We start from the raw sequence: 15,043 nt of genomic DNA on the forward strand, positions 1-15,043 counted from the left end.
CATGCGCGCCCTCCCCCTCTCGATCGGCACCATCCATTTCGTCGGCATCGGCGGCATCGGCATGAGCGGCATCGCCGAAGTGCTGCGGAACCTCGGCTACACCGTCCAGGGCTCCGACCTGGCGGAGAGCGCCAACGTGAAGCGCCTGCGCGAGCTTGGCATCCAGATCAGCATCGGCCACCGGGCGGAGAACATCGCCGGGGCCGCCGTGGTGGTGGTCTCCTCCGCCGTCAAGCGCGACAACCCGGAGGTCGTCGCCGCACGCGCCGCGCTGGTCCCGGTCGTCCGCCGGGCGGAGATGCTGGGCGAGCTGATGCGGCTGAAATGGGCCATCGCCATCGGCGGCACGCATGGCAAGACCACGACCACCTCGATGGTCGGCAACATGCTGGAGCACGCCAACCTCGACCCCACGGTCATCAACGGCGGCATCATCAACGCTTACGGCACCAACACGCGGCTCGGCTCCGGCGACTGGATGGTCGTCGAGGCGGACGAGAGCGACGGCACCTTCATCAAGCTGCCGGCCTGCATCGCCGTGGTCACCAACATGGACCCGGAGCATCTGGACTATTACGGCACCTTCGACAACATGCGGGCCGCCTTCGACAGCTTCGTCCAGAACATCCCCTTCTACGGCTTCGCGGCGCTCTGCATCGACCATCCGGAGGTGCAGGCGATGATCCCGCGCGTGTCGGACCGCCGCATCATCACCTACGGCTTCAGCCCGCAGGCCGACGTGCGCGCCGTGAACATGCGGCTGGGCACCGAGGGCGCCGAATACGACGTGGTGATCGACGACCGCCACACCGGGGAGAGCCGGACCATCATCGGCGTGCGCCTGCCGATGTTCGGGCCGCACAACGTCCAGAACTCGCTGGCCTGCTTCGCGGTGGGCAACGAGATGGGCCTGCCCGACGTGGTGATGCGCGACAGCATGGCGAAGTTCCAGGGCGTGAAGCGCCGCTTCACCAAGACCGGCGAATCGAACGGCATCACCGTGATCGACGATTACGGCCACCACCCGGTGGAGATCGCCGCCGTCCTGAAGGCCGCGCGCACCGCCGGCACGGGCCGCACCATCGCCGTCGTGCAGCCGCACCGCTATTCGCGCCTCGCCAACCTGTTCGAGGAGTTCTGCACCTGCTTCAACGACGCCGACGCGGTGATCGTGGCGGACGTCTACGCCGCCGGGGAGCAGCCGATCGAGAACGTCAACCGCGACAGCCTCGTCGAGGGCCTGCGCATGCACGGCCACCGTCAGGTGCTCGCCCTGCACGGCCCGGACGAGCTGCCGCAACTGATCCGCGAGATCGCGCGGCCCGGCGACCTCGTGGTCTGCCTGGGCGCCGGCAACATCACCCAGTGGGCCAACGCCCTGCCGGGCGAGCTGGACAAGCTGTCGGGCAAGGCGTGACGGGTCTTCCGATGACACGCCTTTCCTCCTCCTCCCTCATCGACCGGATGCCCGCCTGCCGCGGACGGCTGACCGCCGACGCGCCGCTGGCGAACGTCACCTGGTTCCGCGTCGGCGGACCGGCGGAGGTGATGTTCCGTCCGGAGGATGCCGACGATCTGGCCGGCTTCCTGGTCGGGCTGCCGGACGACGTGCCGGTGACGGTGCTGGGCGTCGCGTCCAACCTGCTGATCCGCGACGGCGGCATCCCCGGCGTGGTGATCCGGCTGGGCCGCGGCTTCGCCGGCATCGCGGCGGACGGGACGACGCTGGAGGCTGGGGCGGCGGCGCTGGACCTGAACGTCGCCGCCGTGGCGCGCGACGCCGGCATCGCCGGGCTGGAGTTCCTGTCCGGCATCCCCGGCACCATCGGCGGCGCGCTGCGCATGAACGGCGGCGCCTATGGGCACGAGATCAAGGACGTGCTGGTCTCCGCCCGGGGCGTGACCCGCCGGGGCGAGAGCGTGTCCTACGACAACGCGGGCATGGGCTTCACCTACCGCCACGCGGGAGTGCCGGAGGACGTGATCTTCACCGGCGCCACCCTGCGCGGCGCGCCCGGCGACCCGGCGGAGATCGCGCAGCGCATGGCGGAGATTTCCGGCAAGCGCGCCGACACCCAGCCGGTCCGCTCCCGCACCGGCGGCTCGACCTTCAAGAACCCGCCCGGCCACAAGGCGTGGGAGCTGATCGACCGGGCCGGCTGCCGCGGCCTGACGATGGGCGGCGCGCAGGTGTCGGAGAAGCACTGCAACTTCCTCATCAACCAGGGCACCGCCACCGCGGCGGAACTGGAGGCGCTGGGCGAAGAGGTCCGGCGCCGGGTGTTCGAGACCTCCGGCGTCACGCTGGACTGGGAAATCAAGCGGGTCGGCGTGCCATGACCATCCACCGCAATCTTTCTCCCTCTCCCCCCCGGGGAGAGGGTCGGGGTGAGGGGGCGGCCTCGCGGCTCCCTCACGTCCGGCGCATGCGAAACCCCCTCACCCTAACCCTCTCCCCGGGGGGGAGAGGGAACAGCGGAGACCTCGCATGACCCACAAGAAGCACGTCGCCGTCCTGATGGGCGGCTGGTCGGCGGAGCGCGAGGTGTCGCTGGTCAGCGGCGCCGGCGTCGCCAAGGCGCTGGAGGAGGAAGGCTACCGCGTCACCGCGGTGGACGTGCAGCGCGACCTGGAGGGGTTGATCCGCGCGCTGACCGACCCGCGCCCCGACGTGGTGTTCAACGCCCTGCACGGGCGCGGCGGCGAGGACGGCACCATCCAGGGCGTGCTGGAGTTCCTCGGCATCCCCTACACCCATTCCGGCGTGCGGGCCGCCGCGGTCGCCATGGACAAGGCGATGACCAAGGCGCTGCTCGCCTCGGTCGGCGTGCGCTCGCCCACCGGCCTCGTCCTGACGAAGGGCGAACTGACCGGCGGCGCCCACCCGATGCCCGCCCCCTACATCGTCAAGCCGGTGGACGAAGGCTCGACCGTCGGCGTCACGCTGGTGCGCGAGGGGCAGAACAGCCCGGTCGGCGACGCCTGGACCTTCGGCGAGCGCGCCCTGGTGGAGGAGTTCATCCCGGGCCGCGAGCTGACCGTCGGAGTCATGGGCGGTCTGGACGGTGATATCCGCGCCCTGGCCGTAACGGAGATCCGGTTCGAAGCACAGGTGTATGACTACACGGCTAAATACAGCGCCGGTCACGCCGTTCATACTGTACCCGCGCAAATTCCCGAGATCATCGCGGAAGAAGCCAAAAGACTGGCCGTCCTGGCGCACCGTACCTTGGGGTGCCGCGGCGTTTCGCGCAGCGACTTCCGCTGGGATGATCGTAAAAGTGGGACCGACGGACTCTTTTTCCTCGAAATCAACAACCAGCCCGGCATGACGCCGCTGTCGCTGGTGCCTGAACAGGCCGTATCCGTGGGGATGTCCTACGGGGGTCTCGTCGCTTGGATGGTGGAGAACGCCGCATGCCAACTCGACTGAGCATCGATCCGCAGTTCCGCCCCGGCTTCGGGGGCTCTGCGAACCGGGGCCGCGACGACAGGCCCGTTCCGCCGCGCGCCATGGCGAAGTCCGCCCAGAAAGGCAACCGCCGCCGCGCCTGGCCGCGCTGGACCCGTCCCGCGATCAAGGCGGCCATCCTGCTGACTCCGGTTCTGGTCGTCGCCGGCATGGCCGTTTCGGCGTGGCAGCGCGGCACCTTCGCGGAGACCACCGCGGCGCTGGAGGAGAGCCTGATCCAGGCCAGCGCGTCCGCCGGATTCGCCATCGCCGAGGTGCTGGTCGAAGGCCGGACCGAAACCGACGGCAACTCCGTCCTACGCGCGCTGGGCGCGCAGCGCGGCGACCCGATCCTGGCCGTCACGCTGTCCGACGCCAGGGAGCGCCTGGAAAGCCTGCCCTGGGTGGCCTCGGCCTCCATCGAGCGCCACCTGCCCGACACCCTGTTCGTCCGCCTGACGGAACGGGAGCCGATGGCGATCTGGCAGCACGACCGCAAGTTCACCGTGATCGACCGCGAAGGCCGCCCGCTGGCCGACGCAGCCGATCTGGCGCGCCGCGGCAACCGGCGGATCGAGACGCTTCCGCAGGTCGTCGGCGCCAACGCGCCGATGCAGGTGCCGAAGCTGCTCGCCGCGCTCGACAACGTGCCGGCGCTGCGCGAAAAGGTGAGCGCCGCCACCTGGGTCGGCGACCGCCGCTGGGATCTGAAGTTGAAGAACGGTGTCGTGGTGAAGCTTCCGGAAGCCCGCATGCCGTCCGCGCTGCGCCAGTTGGCGGAGCTGGACGCGGCGGGCCATGTCCTGGACCGCGACATCGTGGCCATCGACCTGCGCCAGAACGACCGCGCCGTGCTGCAGACCTCCACCACCGCCGTCCTTCCCTGGACGGAGGAGGAGAACAAGAAGAAGCCGGGCAAGAAGACGTGATCCCGCGCCACCCCTCTTCCTGAACCCCTCTTTCTGAAACGCGGACGACCGGACGCATCGAGGCCATAGGGTTTGCTGAACATGGGCTTCAACGGGGCGAAAAAGCCAAAGCGCGCCACCCGCGGCGGGATCATCGCCGCGCTGGACGTCGGCTCGACCAAGGTGTGCTGCCTCATCGCCCGCGTCGAGGATGCGGGGGCCGTGCGCATCCTGGGGATCGGCCACCAGATCGCCACGGGCGTGCGCGCCGGCGCCATCATCGACATGGAGGCGGCGGAGACCTCCATCGGCGCCGCCGTCCACGCGGCGGAGCAGATGGCCGGCGAGACGATCCGCGACGTGATCGTCAACGTTTCCTGCCCGATCTCCCACGGCTTCAGCGCCGAGGTCGCCGTCTCCGGCCAGGAGGTGACGGACGGCGACGTGCGCCGCGCGCTGGCCCACGCCCGCAGCCTTCAGATCGGCCCGGACCAGGCGCTGGTGCACGCGATCCCCGTGGGATTCGCGCTCGACGGCAGCCGCGGCATCCGCGACCCCAAGGGCATGTACGGCGAGCGGCTGGGCGTGCAGGCCCACGTCATCACCTCGCCCGCCGGGGCCGTGCGCAACCTCCAGACCTGCGTCGCCCGCTGTCATCTGGACATCGAGGGCACGGTGGCCAGCCCCTACGCCTCCGGTCTCGCCTGTCTGGTCGACGACGAGATGGAGATGGGCTCCGCCTGCATCGACATGGGCGGCGGCACCACGACCATCTCCGTCTTCTCGGAAGGCACGCTGGTCTGGGCGGACTGCATCCGGCTGGGCGGCAACCACGTCACGAACGACATCGCGCGCGGGCTGACCACGCCGGTCGTCCATGCGGAGCGCATGAAGACGCTGCACGGCAGCGCCATGACCAGCCCCGCCGACGAGCGCGAGATGATCGACGTCCCCCAGGTCGGCGAGGAGGAGCGCCTCGGCGCCAACAACCTGCCGAAATCCTATCTGGTGCGCATCATCCAGCCCCGGCTGGAGGAAATCTTCGAGCATGTCCGCTCGCGGCTGGAGCATTCCGGCTACGCGAAGCTGGTCGGGCGGCGCGTCGTCCTGACGGGCGGCGCCAGCCAGTTGCCGGGCATGCGCGAACTGGCGCAGTTGATCCTGGACAAACAGGTCCGCATCGGGCGACCGGCGCGGATCATCGGCCTGAACGAGGCGCAAGGCGGTCCGTCCTATTCGACCGCCGCGGGCCTTCTTCTCCACGCCGTGCGCAATCCGGCGGAACTTCCCGTGGCGGGCCATGAGGCTGGCTCCGGCACGGGGTTCTTCGGGCGCGTCGGCCTGTGGCTGCGGGAGAACCTTTGACCCGAACTTAAAAAGGCTCCCGCCGCACCACGGCATTTCCGCCTAAAAACACCACCCGGACCCAACCGGGGCGAACCCGCGACGCAAAACATCGAACCAATGAAAAGGTTGTGGAGGCCATAGAATGATCAACGTGACCATCCCCAGCATCGAACCCGAACTGAAGCCCCGCATCACCGTGTTCGGTGTCGGCGGCGCCGGCGGCAACGCCGTGAACAACATGATCAAGTCCAACCTGGAAGGTGTGGACTTCGTCGTGGGCAACACCGACGCGCAGGCCCTGAAGGGCTCGCTCTGCGAGAAGCGCGTCCAGCTCGGCACCACCATGACCCGCGGCCTGGGCGCCGGGTCCAAGCCGGACGTTGGCCGGGCCTCCGCCGAGGAGCAGCTCGAGGAGATCATCGGTCATCTCGAAGGCGCCAACATGGTGTTCATCACCGCCGGCATGGGCGGCGGCACGGGCACGGGTGCGGCCCCGGTCATCGCCCGCGCGGCCCGCGAACGCGGCCTGCTGACCGTCGGCGTTGTGACCAAGCCCTTCCATTTCGAGGGCGCGCACCGCATGCGGCTGGCCGAATCGGGCATCGCCGAGCTGCAGCAGTATGTCGACACGCTGATCATCATCCCGAACCAGAACCTGTTCCGCATCGCCAACGAGAAGACGACCTTCGCGGACGCCTTCAAGATGGCCGACGACGTTCTGCATTCCGGCGTGCGCGGCGTGACCGACCTGATGGTGATGCCCGGCCTCATCAACCTGGACTTCGCCGACATCCGCTCGGTCATGACCGAGATGGGCAAGGCGATGATGGGCACCGGCGAGGCCGGCGGCGAGCGCCGCGCCATCGAGGCCGCCGAGGCCGCCATCTCCAACCCGCTGCTCGACGACGTGTCGATGAAGGGTGCCCGCGGCGTCCTCATCAACATCACCGGCGGCTACGACATGACCCTGTTCGAGGTGGACGAGGCGGCGAACCGCGTCCGCGACGAGGTCGATCCGGACGCCAACATCATCTTCGGCTCCACCTTCGACAGCTCGCTGGACGGCGTGATGCGCGTGTCGGTGGTCGCCACCGGCATCGACGCCGCGGCCATGTCCAACCCGCGCACCCTGCATCCGGTCAACCTGTCGCTGGTCTCCGACCGCAACGGCGGCGCCGGCGGCATCAAGAAGCCCGCCGGCCCGGCCGGCCTGACCCAGGCCGCCCCGGTGGCCCCGGCCTCCGCCGCCCCGGCGATTCCCGGCGCCGGCCTGGCCCAGCGCCCGATGGGCGCCCCGCAGGCCCAGCCGATCGACGTGCAGCAGCATGTCCCGGTCCAGCAGCCGGGCCCGCAATCGGCCCAGCAGCCGATCGAGCCGATGGTCCAGCATGCCCCGATGCAGCACGCGCCGCAGCACATGCACCAGCCGATGCCGATGACCCACGACGCCATGCAGCCGGTGGAAACCGCCCCGGCCCGCAGCGTCGCCGCCGGTCCGCTGCACAGCGAGCGCCGCGACGGCCACTTCATCGCCCCGAAGGCCGCCGATCCCGGCCCGCGCCAGCCGATGAACGCCCCGCCGATGTCCAGCCAGCTCGCCGCCACCGCCCAGGCGGAGCCGGCGCCGGCCCGCAAGCCGAACTTCCTGTTCGGTCTGGTGACCGGGCTGGCCGGCCGCAAGGCGGAACCGGCCCCGCAGCCGGCCCCGCAGCCCCAGCCGCAGCATCACCATCAGCACCATCACCAGCCGCAGCACCAGCAGCCCCAACACCAGCAGCCGGTGATGCAGCAGCCGCCGATGGCCGCGCCGCAGCAGCAGCCGATGGCCGCCCCGCGCCCGCAGGCCATGGGCGTCGACGGCACCACCCCGAAGATCGACGAGGAAGCGCTGGACATCCCCGCCTTCCTGCGCCGTCAGGCCAACTGACGCGTCAAAGAGGCTGGCCCGATTGATCTGAGGGCAACAGCAACCCGCCGGTCGCCGCCGCCTCTTTCGAAGCGGCATCGGCGGGCATCCACAACCTGTTTGACTTCAACCGCCTTCGGAGCTTCGCGAGAACGCTCCGGGGGCGGTCTTTTCGCGTCCGGGGATGGGGCTCTACCGCCCTGCAACAAACGGTAACAAAGAGTGATTTGTCCTCCCCAGGGGCCAGTGATACCTAGCATATGTGGTCATAAGCGCCGACCCGCCCCGCCTCCGGCGGAGACAGGCGGCAGGTCGCGGACAGACCGCAGGAAGTCAAAGATAGAAGCGGGACAGACACCGTGGCTCAGAATCGCATCAAGACCGAAGGCATGCTGCAGCGTACCCTGGCGAAGCCGGTGCGTTGCTCCGGCGTCGGGCTGCATACGGGCGCGATGGTCACCCTGACGATTTCCCCGGCGGAGCCGAACACCGGCATCGTCTTCCGGCGCACCGACCTCAGCGGCCCGGCGGCCGTGATCCCCGCGCGCTGGGACCATGTGGTCGATACCAAGCTGTGCACGGTCATCGGCAACGCCCACGGCACCACCATCGGCACCGTCGAGCATCTGATGTCGGCGCTGGCCGGCTGCGGCGTGGACAACGCCCTGGTCACGCTGGACAACATCGAGGTGCCGATCATGGACGGCAGCGCCGCCCCCTTCGTGGAGGCCATCGAGCGCGTCGGCACCGTGTCCCAGAACGCGGCGCGCCGCGCCATCCGCATCCTGAAGACGGTCACCGTGACCGAGGGCAACAAGAGCGCCACCTTCACGCCCGACCATGTGACGGGCTTCAGCTTCGAGATCGACTTCGCCAGCAAGGCCATCGCCCAGCAGAGCCACGAGGTGGAGCTGGACGCCGAGACCTTCCGCGACGAGATCAGCGCCGCCCGCACCTTCGGCTTCCTGCACGAGGTCGAGGGGCTGCGCAAGATGGGCCTCGCCCGCGGCGGCTCGCTGGACAACGCGGTCGTCATCTCCGGCGACGAGGTTCTGAACGAAGGCGGCCTGCGCTTCGACGACGAGTTCGTGCGCCACAAGATCCTGGACGCGGTGGGCGACCTCTATCTGGCCGGTGCGCCCTTCATCGGACACTTCCACGGCGTCCGTTCGGGCCACGCCCTGAACAACCAGCTCCTGCGCGCGCTGTTCGCCGACGCGAGCGCCTGGTGCTACGAGACCCCGCCGAGCAACGCGCTGCCGGGCGCCGTCTGGCACGAATCCGAGCAGCTCGCCGTCGCCTGATACGCGACGTCCGGTTTCGCCTTACCCCTGCCCTCCCCTTCCGGGGAGGGCATTTTCGTTTTTGCGCACTCCCCTCCCCTACCGGACTCGCGCGCGGCAAGTCTTGCGCACAGCCCCCTCCCCTTCCGGGGGAGTGGAGGGGATGATTTTTGCGAGATCGATCAAGAAACGCCATAATATTGAATTATATCAATACTTTATTATGTGTTCTTGAGATTTTATCTGAGGTGGCGCGGTGAAAATCCCCTCTCCCGCCCCGGGAGAGGGTGGCGCCGAAGGCGCCTCTCACGCTGGCTGAAAGCCAGCGCTGACGGCGACAGGCGGATGCCTATGGCATCCGCTGAGAGCCGGGTGAGGGTCACGCAGGAAACGAGGCGCTTTACCTTGGCAACTCCCTCACCCTTCCCACGCCTTCGGCGCGGGCCCCTTCCCTCTTCCGGGGCGGGAGAGGGGCGCGAGGAAGCCTCACTGGCCGGCGGCGTAGGCGCCGAAGCGGGTGTCTTCCTTCAGGATGTGTTTGCCCAGCCAGTCGGCGCAGAATTCGAACACCTCGTCGCCGGTGATGGTGTCGCGCTGGGCGTGGAAGCGCTCGCGGTAGGTTTCCACGTTGCGCGTCAGCGCGTCGTGCAGGGCCTTGTGGGCGGTGAAGGTCGGGTAGTTGGCCTGCGCCATGTGCGCTTCTTCGCGTGCGAAGTGATCCTTGGTGTAGTGGATCAGCTCGTCGAGGATCGCTTCGATGACGTCGGGAGAGGCGCGGTTCTCGTCCGCGCCCAGCTTGTTGACGATGTCTACGAGAACGCGATGGTCCTCATCGAGTTCTTCGATGCCGACGCTCATCCAGCGCGACCATTGAATGGAGTCCATGGCGATCCCCCTTCTCATTCTTATTATGGCGCTTTGTTCCTTTATGGAGCCGGCGGCGGGGGGCGTCAACGCGGCACTCAGCCGCGCCGTCCCCTCCCCGTCCGATCCCCTCAACCGGCGATCAGGTCGGCCCACTCCTGTTCGCTGAGGATGGTGACGCCCAGTTCCCGGGCCTTCGCGGCCTTGCTGCCCGCGTCCGCTCCGCAGATGACGTAGTCGGTCTTGGCGGAGACCGAGCCGGCGACCTTGGCCCCCAGCGACTCCGCGCGCGTCTTGGCCTCGGTGCGGGTCATGGTTTCCAGGGTGCCGGTGAAGACCACCGTCTTGCCGGCGACGGGCGAGCCGCTGGCCGCCTTCGGGCGCTCGGCGTCGACCACCCGCACGCCCGCGGCGCGCAGGTCGTGGATGATGGCGCGGTTGCGCTCCTCCTGGAAGAATCCGGCCAGTTCCTCCGCGGCGACCTCGCCCACGTCGGGGATGGCGACCAGTTCGCCCCAGCCGGGGCCGGGCTGCGCGCCGACCGCCGCGACCATCGCGGCCTTCCAGTCCGCCAGGGTGCCGTAGCGTTCGGCCAGCGCCTGGGCGGCCCGGCTGTCCACCTTCTTGATGCCCAGCAGCTTGATGACGCTGTCCAGCCGCAACGCCTCCTGGCCGGCGTAGAAGTCCAGCTTCGGCAGGTTCTCCGGGTCGGCGAACCAGGCGAGCAGAGCGTCGGCTTTCACGGGGCCGAGTCCGCTCAGAGCGTGCAGGTCGCGCCACGCGTCGCCCGGCATGTTGGCGACGGCGCGCTCCATCCCCTCCAGCCAGCCGTCGATCGAGCCGTAATGGCGGGCCAGCGACTTGGCGGTCACCTCGCCGATGTGGCGGATGCCCAGCGCGAAGATGAAGCGGTGCAGGTCGATGCGCTCGCGCCGCTGGTTGATGGCGGCGAACAGGTTCTCGACCGACTTTTCCTTCCAGCCCGGACGGCCGAGGATGGCGATTTCCCCCGCCGCCACCCGGCGTTCCAGCGTGAAGATGTCCACGGGGGAGCGGATCAGCCCATCCTCCCAGAACTCCTCGATGGTCTTCTCGCCCAGCCCTTCGATGTCGAAGGCGTTGCGGGACACGAAATGGCGCAGCCGCTCCTTCGCCTGGGCGGCGCAGATCAGGCCGCCGGTGCAGCGGCGCACCGCCTCGTCGGGTTCGCGCACGGCAAGGCTGCCGCAGACCGGGCAATGGTCGGGGAAGACGTAGGGCACGGCGTCGTCGGGGCGCTGCCCCTCCACCACCCCGACGATCTGCGGGATCACGTCGCCGGCCCGCTGGACCGTCACCAGATCGCCGATTCGGATGTCCTTGCGGGCGATCTCGTCCTCGTTGTGCAGGGTGGCGCGGCTGACCACCACGCCGCCGACGGTGATGTCCTCCAGCTCCGCCACCGGGGTCAGCGCGCCGGTGCGGCCGACCTGGATGGTGATGCCCTTCAGCCGGGTCTGCGCCTGCTCCGCCGGGAATTTGTGGGCGATGGCCCAGCGCGGCGCCCGGCTGACGAAGCCCAGCCGCTGCTGAAGCTCCAGGCTGTTGACCTTGTAGACCACCCCGTCGATGTCGAAGGGCAGCGCGGAGCGCGCCTCCCCGATCTTGCGGTAGTGGGTCAGCAGGGCGTCGGCCCCGTCGCACAGGTTGGCCGGGCGGTTCAGCGAGAATCCCCAGCCGCGCAACCGCTCGCGGATGCCCCATTGGGTGTCGGCGATCGGCTCCGACAGCTCGCCCAGCGCGTAGCCGAAGAAGCAGAGCGGGCGCGACGCGGTGATCTTCGAATCCTTCTGGCGCAGCGATCCGGCGGCGGCGTTGCGCGGGTTGGCGAACAGGTCCTCCCCCCGCTCCGCATAGGCGCGGTTCATCGCCAGGAAGTCGTCGCGGTTCATGTAGACCTCGCCCCGCACCTCCAGAACGGCGGGAAAGGGAGCCTCCAGCACATGCGGCACATCGCGGATGGTGCGCACGTTGGCGGTCACGTCCTCCCCCTCGGTCCCGTCGCCGCGGGTGGCGGCCAGCACCAGCCGCCCGTTCTCGTAGCGCAGCGAGCAGGACAGCCCGTCGATCTTCGGCTCGGCCACGAATTCCAGCGGCGCGTCGTCGGACAGTCCCAGAAAGCGGCGGACGCGGGCGACGAATTCGTGCGCCTCCTCCGGTTCGAAGGCGTTGCCGAGCGACAGCATGGGCAGCGCGTGCCGCACCTTGCGGAACCCCGCCGCCGGGGCGGCGCCGACGCGCAGCGAGGGCGAATCGGCGCGGCGCAGCTCCGGATAACGGGCTTCGATGCCGTTGTTCCGGCGCACCAGCGCATCATAGGCGGCGTCGGAAATCTCCGGCTTGTCCTGCTGGTGATAGAGCCGGTCGTGATGGGCGATCTCCTGGGCCAGCGCGGCCAGTTCCGCCTGCGCCTGCTCCACCGTCAGCTCCTCCACGGGGATGCCGCGGAGCGCGGCGGGGGTGTCGAACAGGTCGTTCATGGCGGGTCTCTTCGGTGCCTTCTCATGGGGATGGCGCAGGGGGCGCAGCATAACGCCAGCGGAACGCGCCGTGGAGTCCGGCCTGAGCCGGGCTGGCATTCCGCCCGAAACACACCAACCTTGACAGATACGAGGGCCTTGACAGACGCGAGAGCCTTGACAGATGCGAGGACGCAAGGGTTGCGTGTATGATGAACCGGCGCCCGTGAACGGATGTGCTGCATGAACGAGCCGACCAGCCGCCCAACCGACGGCAGCCTGACCATCGACGATCGATTCGTCATCGCCGCCGCGCTGGACCGCATCCTGTACGACGATCCGGACCATTTCGCGACGGAGGACGCGCGCCTGCTGCGCCGCATGATCCCGCGCACCCGCTCCGCCTGGCTGCGGCTGGGCTTCCGCGCGGAAAGCCAGGGGCCGTCCATGTCGGGCCGGGCCGCCGGCGTGGGCGACGTGAAGATGGACGGCGACAAGAAGGTGGTCGAGGGCGGCGTGGGCGAAGCGCCGGTCTGGCGCTGCGGCCAGTACAAGATCTCCAACCACGGCGACGACCTGGAGATCTGGCAGGTGATGAGCGACGAGTTCGCGGAGGAGCCGAAAGGCGCCCGTCTGGAATACGGCCCCACCGGCGCCCCGGAACGGCTGACCTTCTTTCAGCCCCGCGACCTTGAGTTGCGCATTCCCTTCACCGGCATCGCGGTCGGGCTCCGCCTGGGCGGCTGGCAGCCCTGGAAAAGCGCGGCCTGAACGGGCCGGCGCCCCCCGTAGGGGGCGCTCCTCCTCAGGCCATGTCGAACGGGTGCAGCGGGTCGGGATGATGGTCCGGCAGAGCGGCATGGGCGTAGACATCCGCCGACAGACCCCCGTCCGCCATGGACCCCGCCATGAACTCCGCCATAGTCGAGGCGATGTCCCCATGAACCGGCGCCGCAGCTTCGAGCCCCTGGGCGACGAGATGCTGCCACACGCTGTCCTGCCCATCGGTGGAAAGGGCGGACGCCACCGCGCCGCTCTGGGCGGAGGGGAACCAGGACTTGTCGGCATCGACGACCAGAGTGCCGTTCCACCACATCGAGGGCTGGCCCTTCACCACGTCCTTCCCGTCGAGAGCGCCCTTGTCGTAGGTGACGTTCGACGCCGTGGGCGCGACGGCGTGGCCGTTGATGGTCACCTTGTTGACGAACAGAGAGCGGTCCTGGCCGTTCACGACGGCGTCGTTGTCGTACTGCACCTGCACCTTGTGCGCCTGATCGGCGGTCAGGCTGGTGGTGAAGCTGTAGTCCTTGGCCGAGGTGCCGACCGTCGCGTCGCCGATGGCCTTGCCGTCCACCAGCAGCTTGAAATGGGCGTTCACCCCGCCCGCGGCGGCGCCGGAGGCGTTGACCGTGATGGTGGTGTTGGCCGGGGCGGCCTGGGCCGGGAAATCCTTCGCCGGGGCGTCCACCACCAGAGTGCCGCCCCACCACATCGACGACTGGCCCTTGACCACGTCCTTCCCGTCCAGCGCGCCCTTGTCGTAGGTGACGTTGGCGGCGGCCGGGCTGTGGGCGTTGCCGTTGATGGTGACCTTGTTCACGAACAGGTTGCGGTCCTGTCCGTTCACGAAGCCGTCGTTGTCGTACTGGATCTGCACCTTGTGCGCCTGATCGGCGGTCAGGGTGGTGGTGAAGCTGTAATCCTTGGCCGCCGAGTCCACCGTGGCCTGCCCCACCGTCTTGCCGTCCACCAGCAGCTTGAAGTGGGCATTCACCCCGCCCGCCGCCGCGCCGGAGGCGTTGACGGTGACCGTCGTGGCGCTCTGCGCCGTCGCCGCGGGGGCGGATTGGGCGATCTTGGCGAGCAGGGCGTCGGCGTCCAGTTCGAAATAGCCCGACGTGCCCATGGCCTTGCCCGTGCCGCGGGCCAGATCGAGGAATTCCGCCTGGGTCAGCCGGCTGCCGGTCTGCTCCACCCACGCCTGCTGCGCCCGCGCCACCGCCGCGGTGACCGCCGGGGCGGCGAAGGAGGAGCCGTTCGCCGTGTAGGTGACGCCCGCCAGATTGGTGACCCGCACGTCGGTGCCGTCCGCGCAAACGTCGGTCAGGGTCGGGCTGCGCTGCGCCCAGGATGGGAAGCCGCCGTCACCGGTGGAGGCCGACACGCAGATCTGGTTCACGTCGGCGGAGTAGCTGGACACGCCTTGCGTCACCCCGCCGTCGCCGCTGTTGCCGGCGGCGGCCACGGTCAGCACCCGCTTGGCGGCCAGCGCCGCCAACTCGTCGGAAATGGCGGTCTTGGCCGCGGTCGTCTGCGCCCCGCCGCCCAGCGACAGGTTCACCGCCGTGATGTTGTAGGCGTCGGCGTTGGCGACGACCCATTGCAGGGCCTTCTCGATGTTGGCCTCGCTGGCGCCGCTGCCGTCGTCCGGCATGACCTTCAGCGCGATGATGCCGACGTCGGGCGCGTTCTCCAGGATCTCCGCGGTGACCAGGGCGCCGTGCGTGTTCGCGTTGGCGACCATGGCGTCGTTGTCGTTGCCGTAGAAATCATACTGATAGACCAGCCGGCCCGTGTTCCAGGCGGAGGACAGGCCGCTGTCGATCACGACGACGTTGCCGGCGGAGGCGGAGCTGTTCGACATCTTGCCAACCTTGTTCGTTCTTGGGAGAACGGCGCCCGTTTCCGGGCGCGCAAGGCTGGACTATGCGGCTTTTGCTGTGGCCGCCGTATGACCGCTGCGGGCGATTGCTGTGACCTCATACCGGCAAGCCAATGGCTTGCCG

11 protein-coding genes are annotated in these 15,043 nt (G+C 69.0%); 8 read left to right on the forward strand and 3 right to left on the reverse strand.

The genetic code is table 11. The annotated features are described in order from the left end of the window. Position 1 precedes the first annotated feature (1 nt). The 7 genes from murC to lpxC all read left to right on the forward strand — a co-directional run bounded on the left by murC (position 2) and on the right by lpxC (position 8,916). The gene (gene murC, locus DS843_RS27365; RefSeq protein WP_149471992.1) at positions 2-1,417 is read left to right on the forward strand and encodes a UDP-N-acetylmuramate--L-alanine ligase; all 1,416 of its coding nucleotides are present in this window, start codon (positions 2-4) and stop codon (positions 1,415-1,417) included. An 11-nt stretch (positions 1,418-1,428) separates the two neighbouring features. Continuing rightward, positions 1,429-2,340, forward strand: a complete 912-nt coding sequence (gene murB, locus DS843_RS27370; protein WP_149471993.1) for a UDP-N-acetylmuramate dehydrogenase — start codon at positions 1,429-1,431, stop codon at positions 2,338-2,340. 148 nt (positions 2,341-2,488) lie between these two features. Then, positions 2,489-3,433: a D-alanine--D-alanine ligase gene (locus tag DS843_RS27375; protein ID WP_149471994.1), complete on the forward strand. Its 945-nt coding sequence runs from the start codon at positions 2,489-2,491 to the stop codon at positions 3,431-3,433. Next, the gene (locus DS843_RS27380) at positions 3,418-4,380 is read left to right on the forward strand and encodes a cell division protein FtsQ/DivIB (RefSeq protein WP_149471995.1); all 963 of its coding nucleotides are present in this window, start codon (positions 3,418-3,420) and stop codon (positions 4,378-4,380) included. Before DS843_RS27375 ends, DS843_RS27380 begins: the two co-directional genes overlap by 16 nt. A gap of 81 nt (positions 4,381-4,461) precedes the next feature. Next, positions 4,462-5,724, forward strand: a complete 1,263-nt coding sequence (gene ftsA / locus DS843_RS27385; protein WP_167525490.1) for a cell division protein FtsA — start codon at positions 4,462-4,464, stop codon at positions 5,722-5,724. Between the two features lie 124 nt (positions 5,725-5,848). Further along, positions 5,849-7,633 carry a cell division protein FtsZ gene (gene ftsZ, locus DS843_RS27390; RefSeq protein WP_149471997.1) on the forward strand — a complete coding sequence of 595 codons (1,785 nt, stop codon included), beginning with the start codon at positions 5,849-5,851 and terminating at the stop codon, positions 7,631-7,633. Positions 7,634-7,971: 338 nt separating this feature from the next. Continuing rightward, a complete protein-coding gene (gene lpxC / locus DS843_RS27395) occupies positions 7,972-8,916 on the forward strand; it encodes a UDP-3-O-acyl-N-acetylglucosamine deacetylase (RefSeq protein ID WP_149471998.1) in 945 nt (314 codons plus the stop codon). Positions 8,917-9,381: 465 nt separating this feature from the next. Here lpxC and DS843_RS27400 read toward each other — a convergent pair whose 3' ends face one another. Continuing rightward, the gene (locus tag DS843_RS27400; protein ID WP_149471999.1) at positions 9,382-9,780 is read right to left on the reverse strand and encodes a bacteriohemerythrin; all 399 of its coding nucleotides are present in this window, start codon (positions 9,778-9,780) and stop codon (positions 9,382-9,384) included. A 110-nt stretch (positions 9,781-9,890) separates the two neighbouring features. Then, positions 9,891-12,278, reverse strand: coding sequence for an NAD-dependent DNA ligase LigA (ligA, locus tag DS843_RS27405; protein WP_149472000.1), 2,388 nt, complete (start codon positions 12,276-12,278; stop codon positions 9,891-9,893). A 222-nt stretch (positions 12,279-12,500) separates the two neighbouring features. Here ligA and DS843_RS27410 point away from each other — a divergent pair, with 222 nt between their 5' ends. Then, on the forward strand, positions 12,501-13,028 hold the full coding sequence (locus DS843_RS27410) for a hypothetical protein (RefSeq protein ID WP_149472001.1): 528 nt from the start codon (positions 12,501-12,503) through the stop codon (positions 13,026-13,028). Positions 13,029-13,062: 34 nt separating this feature from the next. Here the strand turns inward: DS843_RS27410 and DS843_RS31945 are convergent, their stop codons facing one another. Continuing rightward, positions 13,063-14,901: a carbohydrate-binding domain-containing protein gene (locus DS843_RS31945; protein WP_286192356.1), complete on the reverse strand. Its 1,839-nt coding sequence runs from the start codon at positions 14,899-14,901 to the stop codon at positions 13,063-13,065. Between the last annotated feature and the right edge of the window lie 142 nt (positions 14,902-15,043).

It is taken from the genome of Roseomonas genomospecies 6 (genome assembly GCF_008365375.1).
Lineage (GTDB): Bacteria > Pseudomonadota > Alphaproteobacteria > Azospirillales > Azospirillaceae > Azospirillum.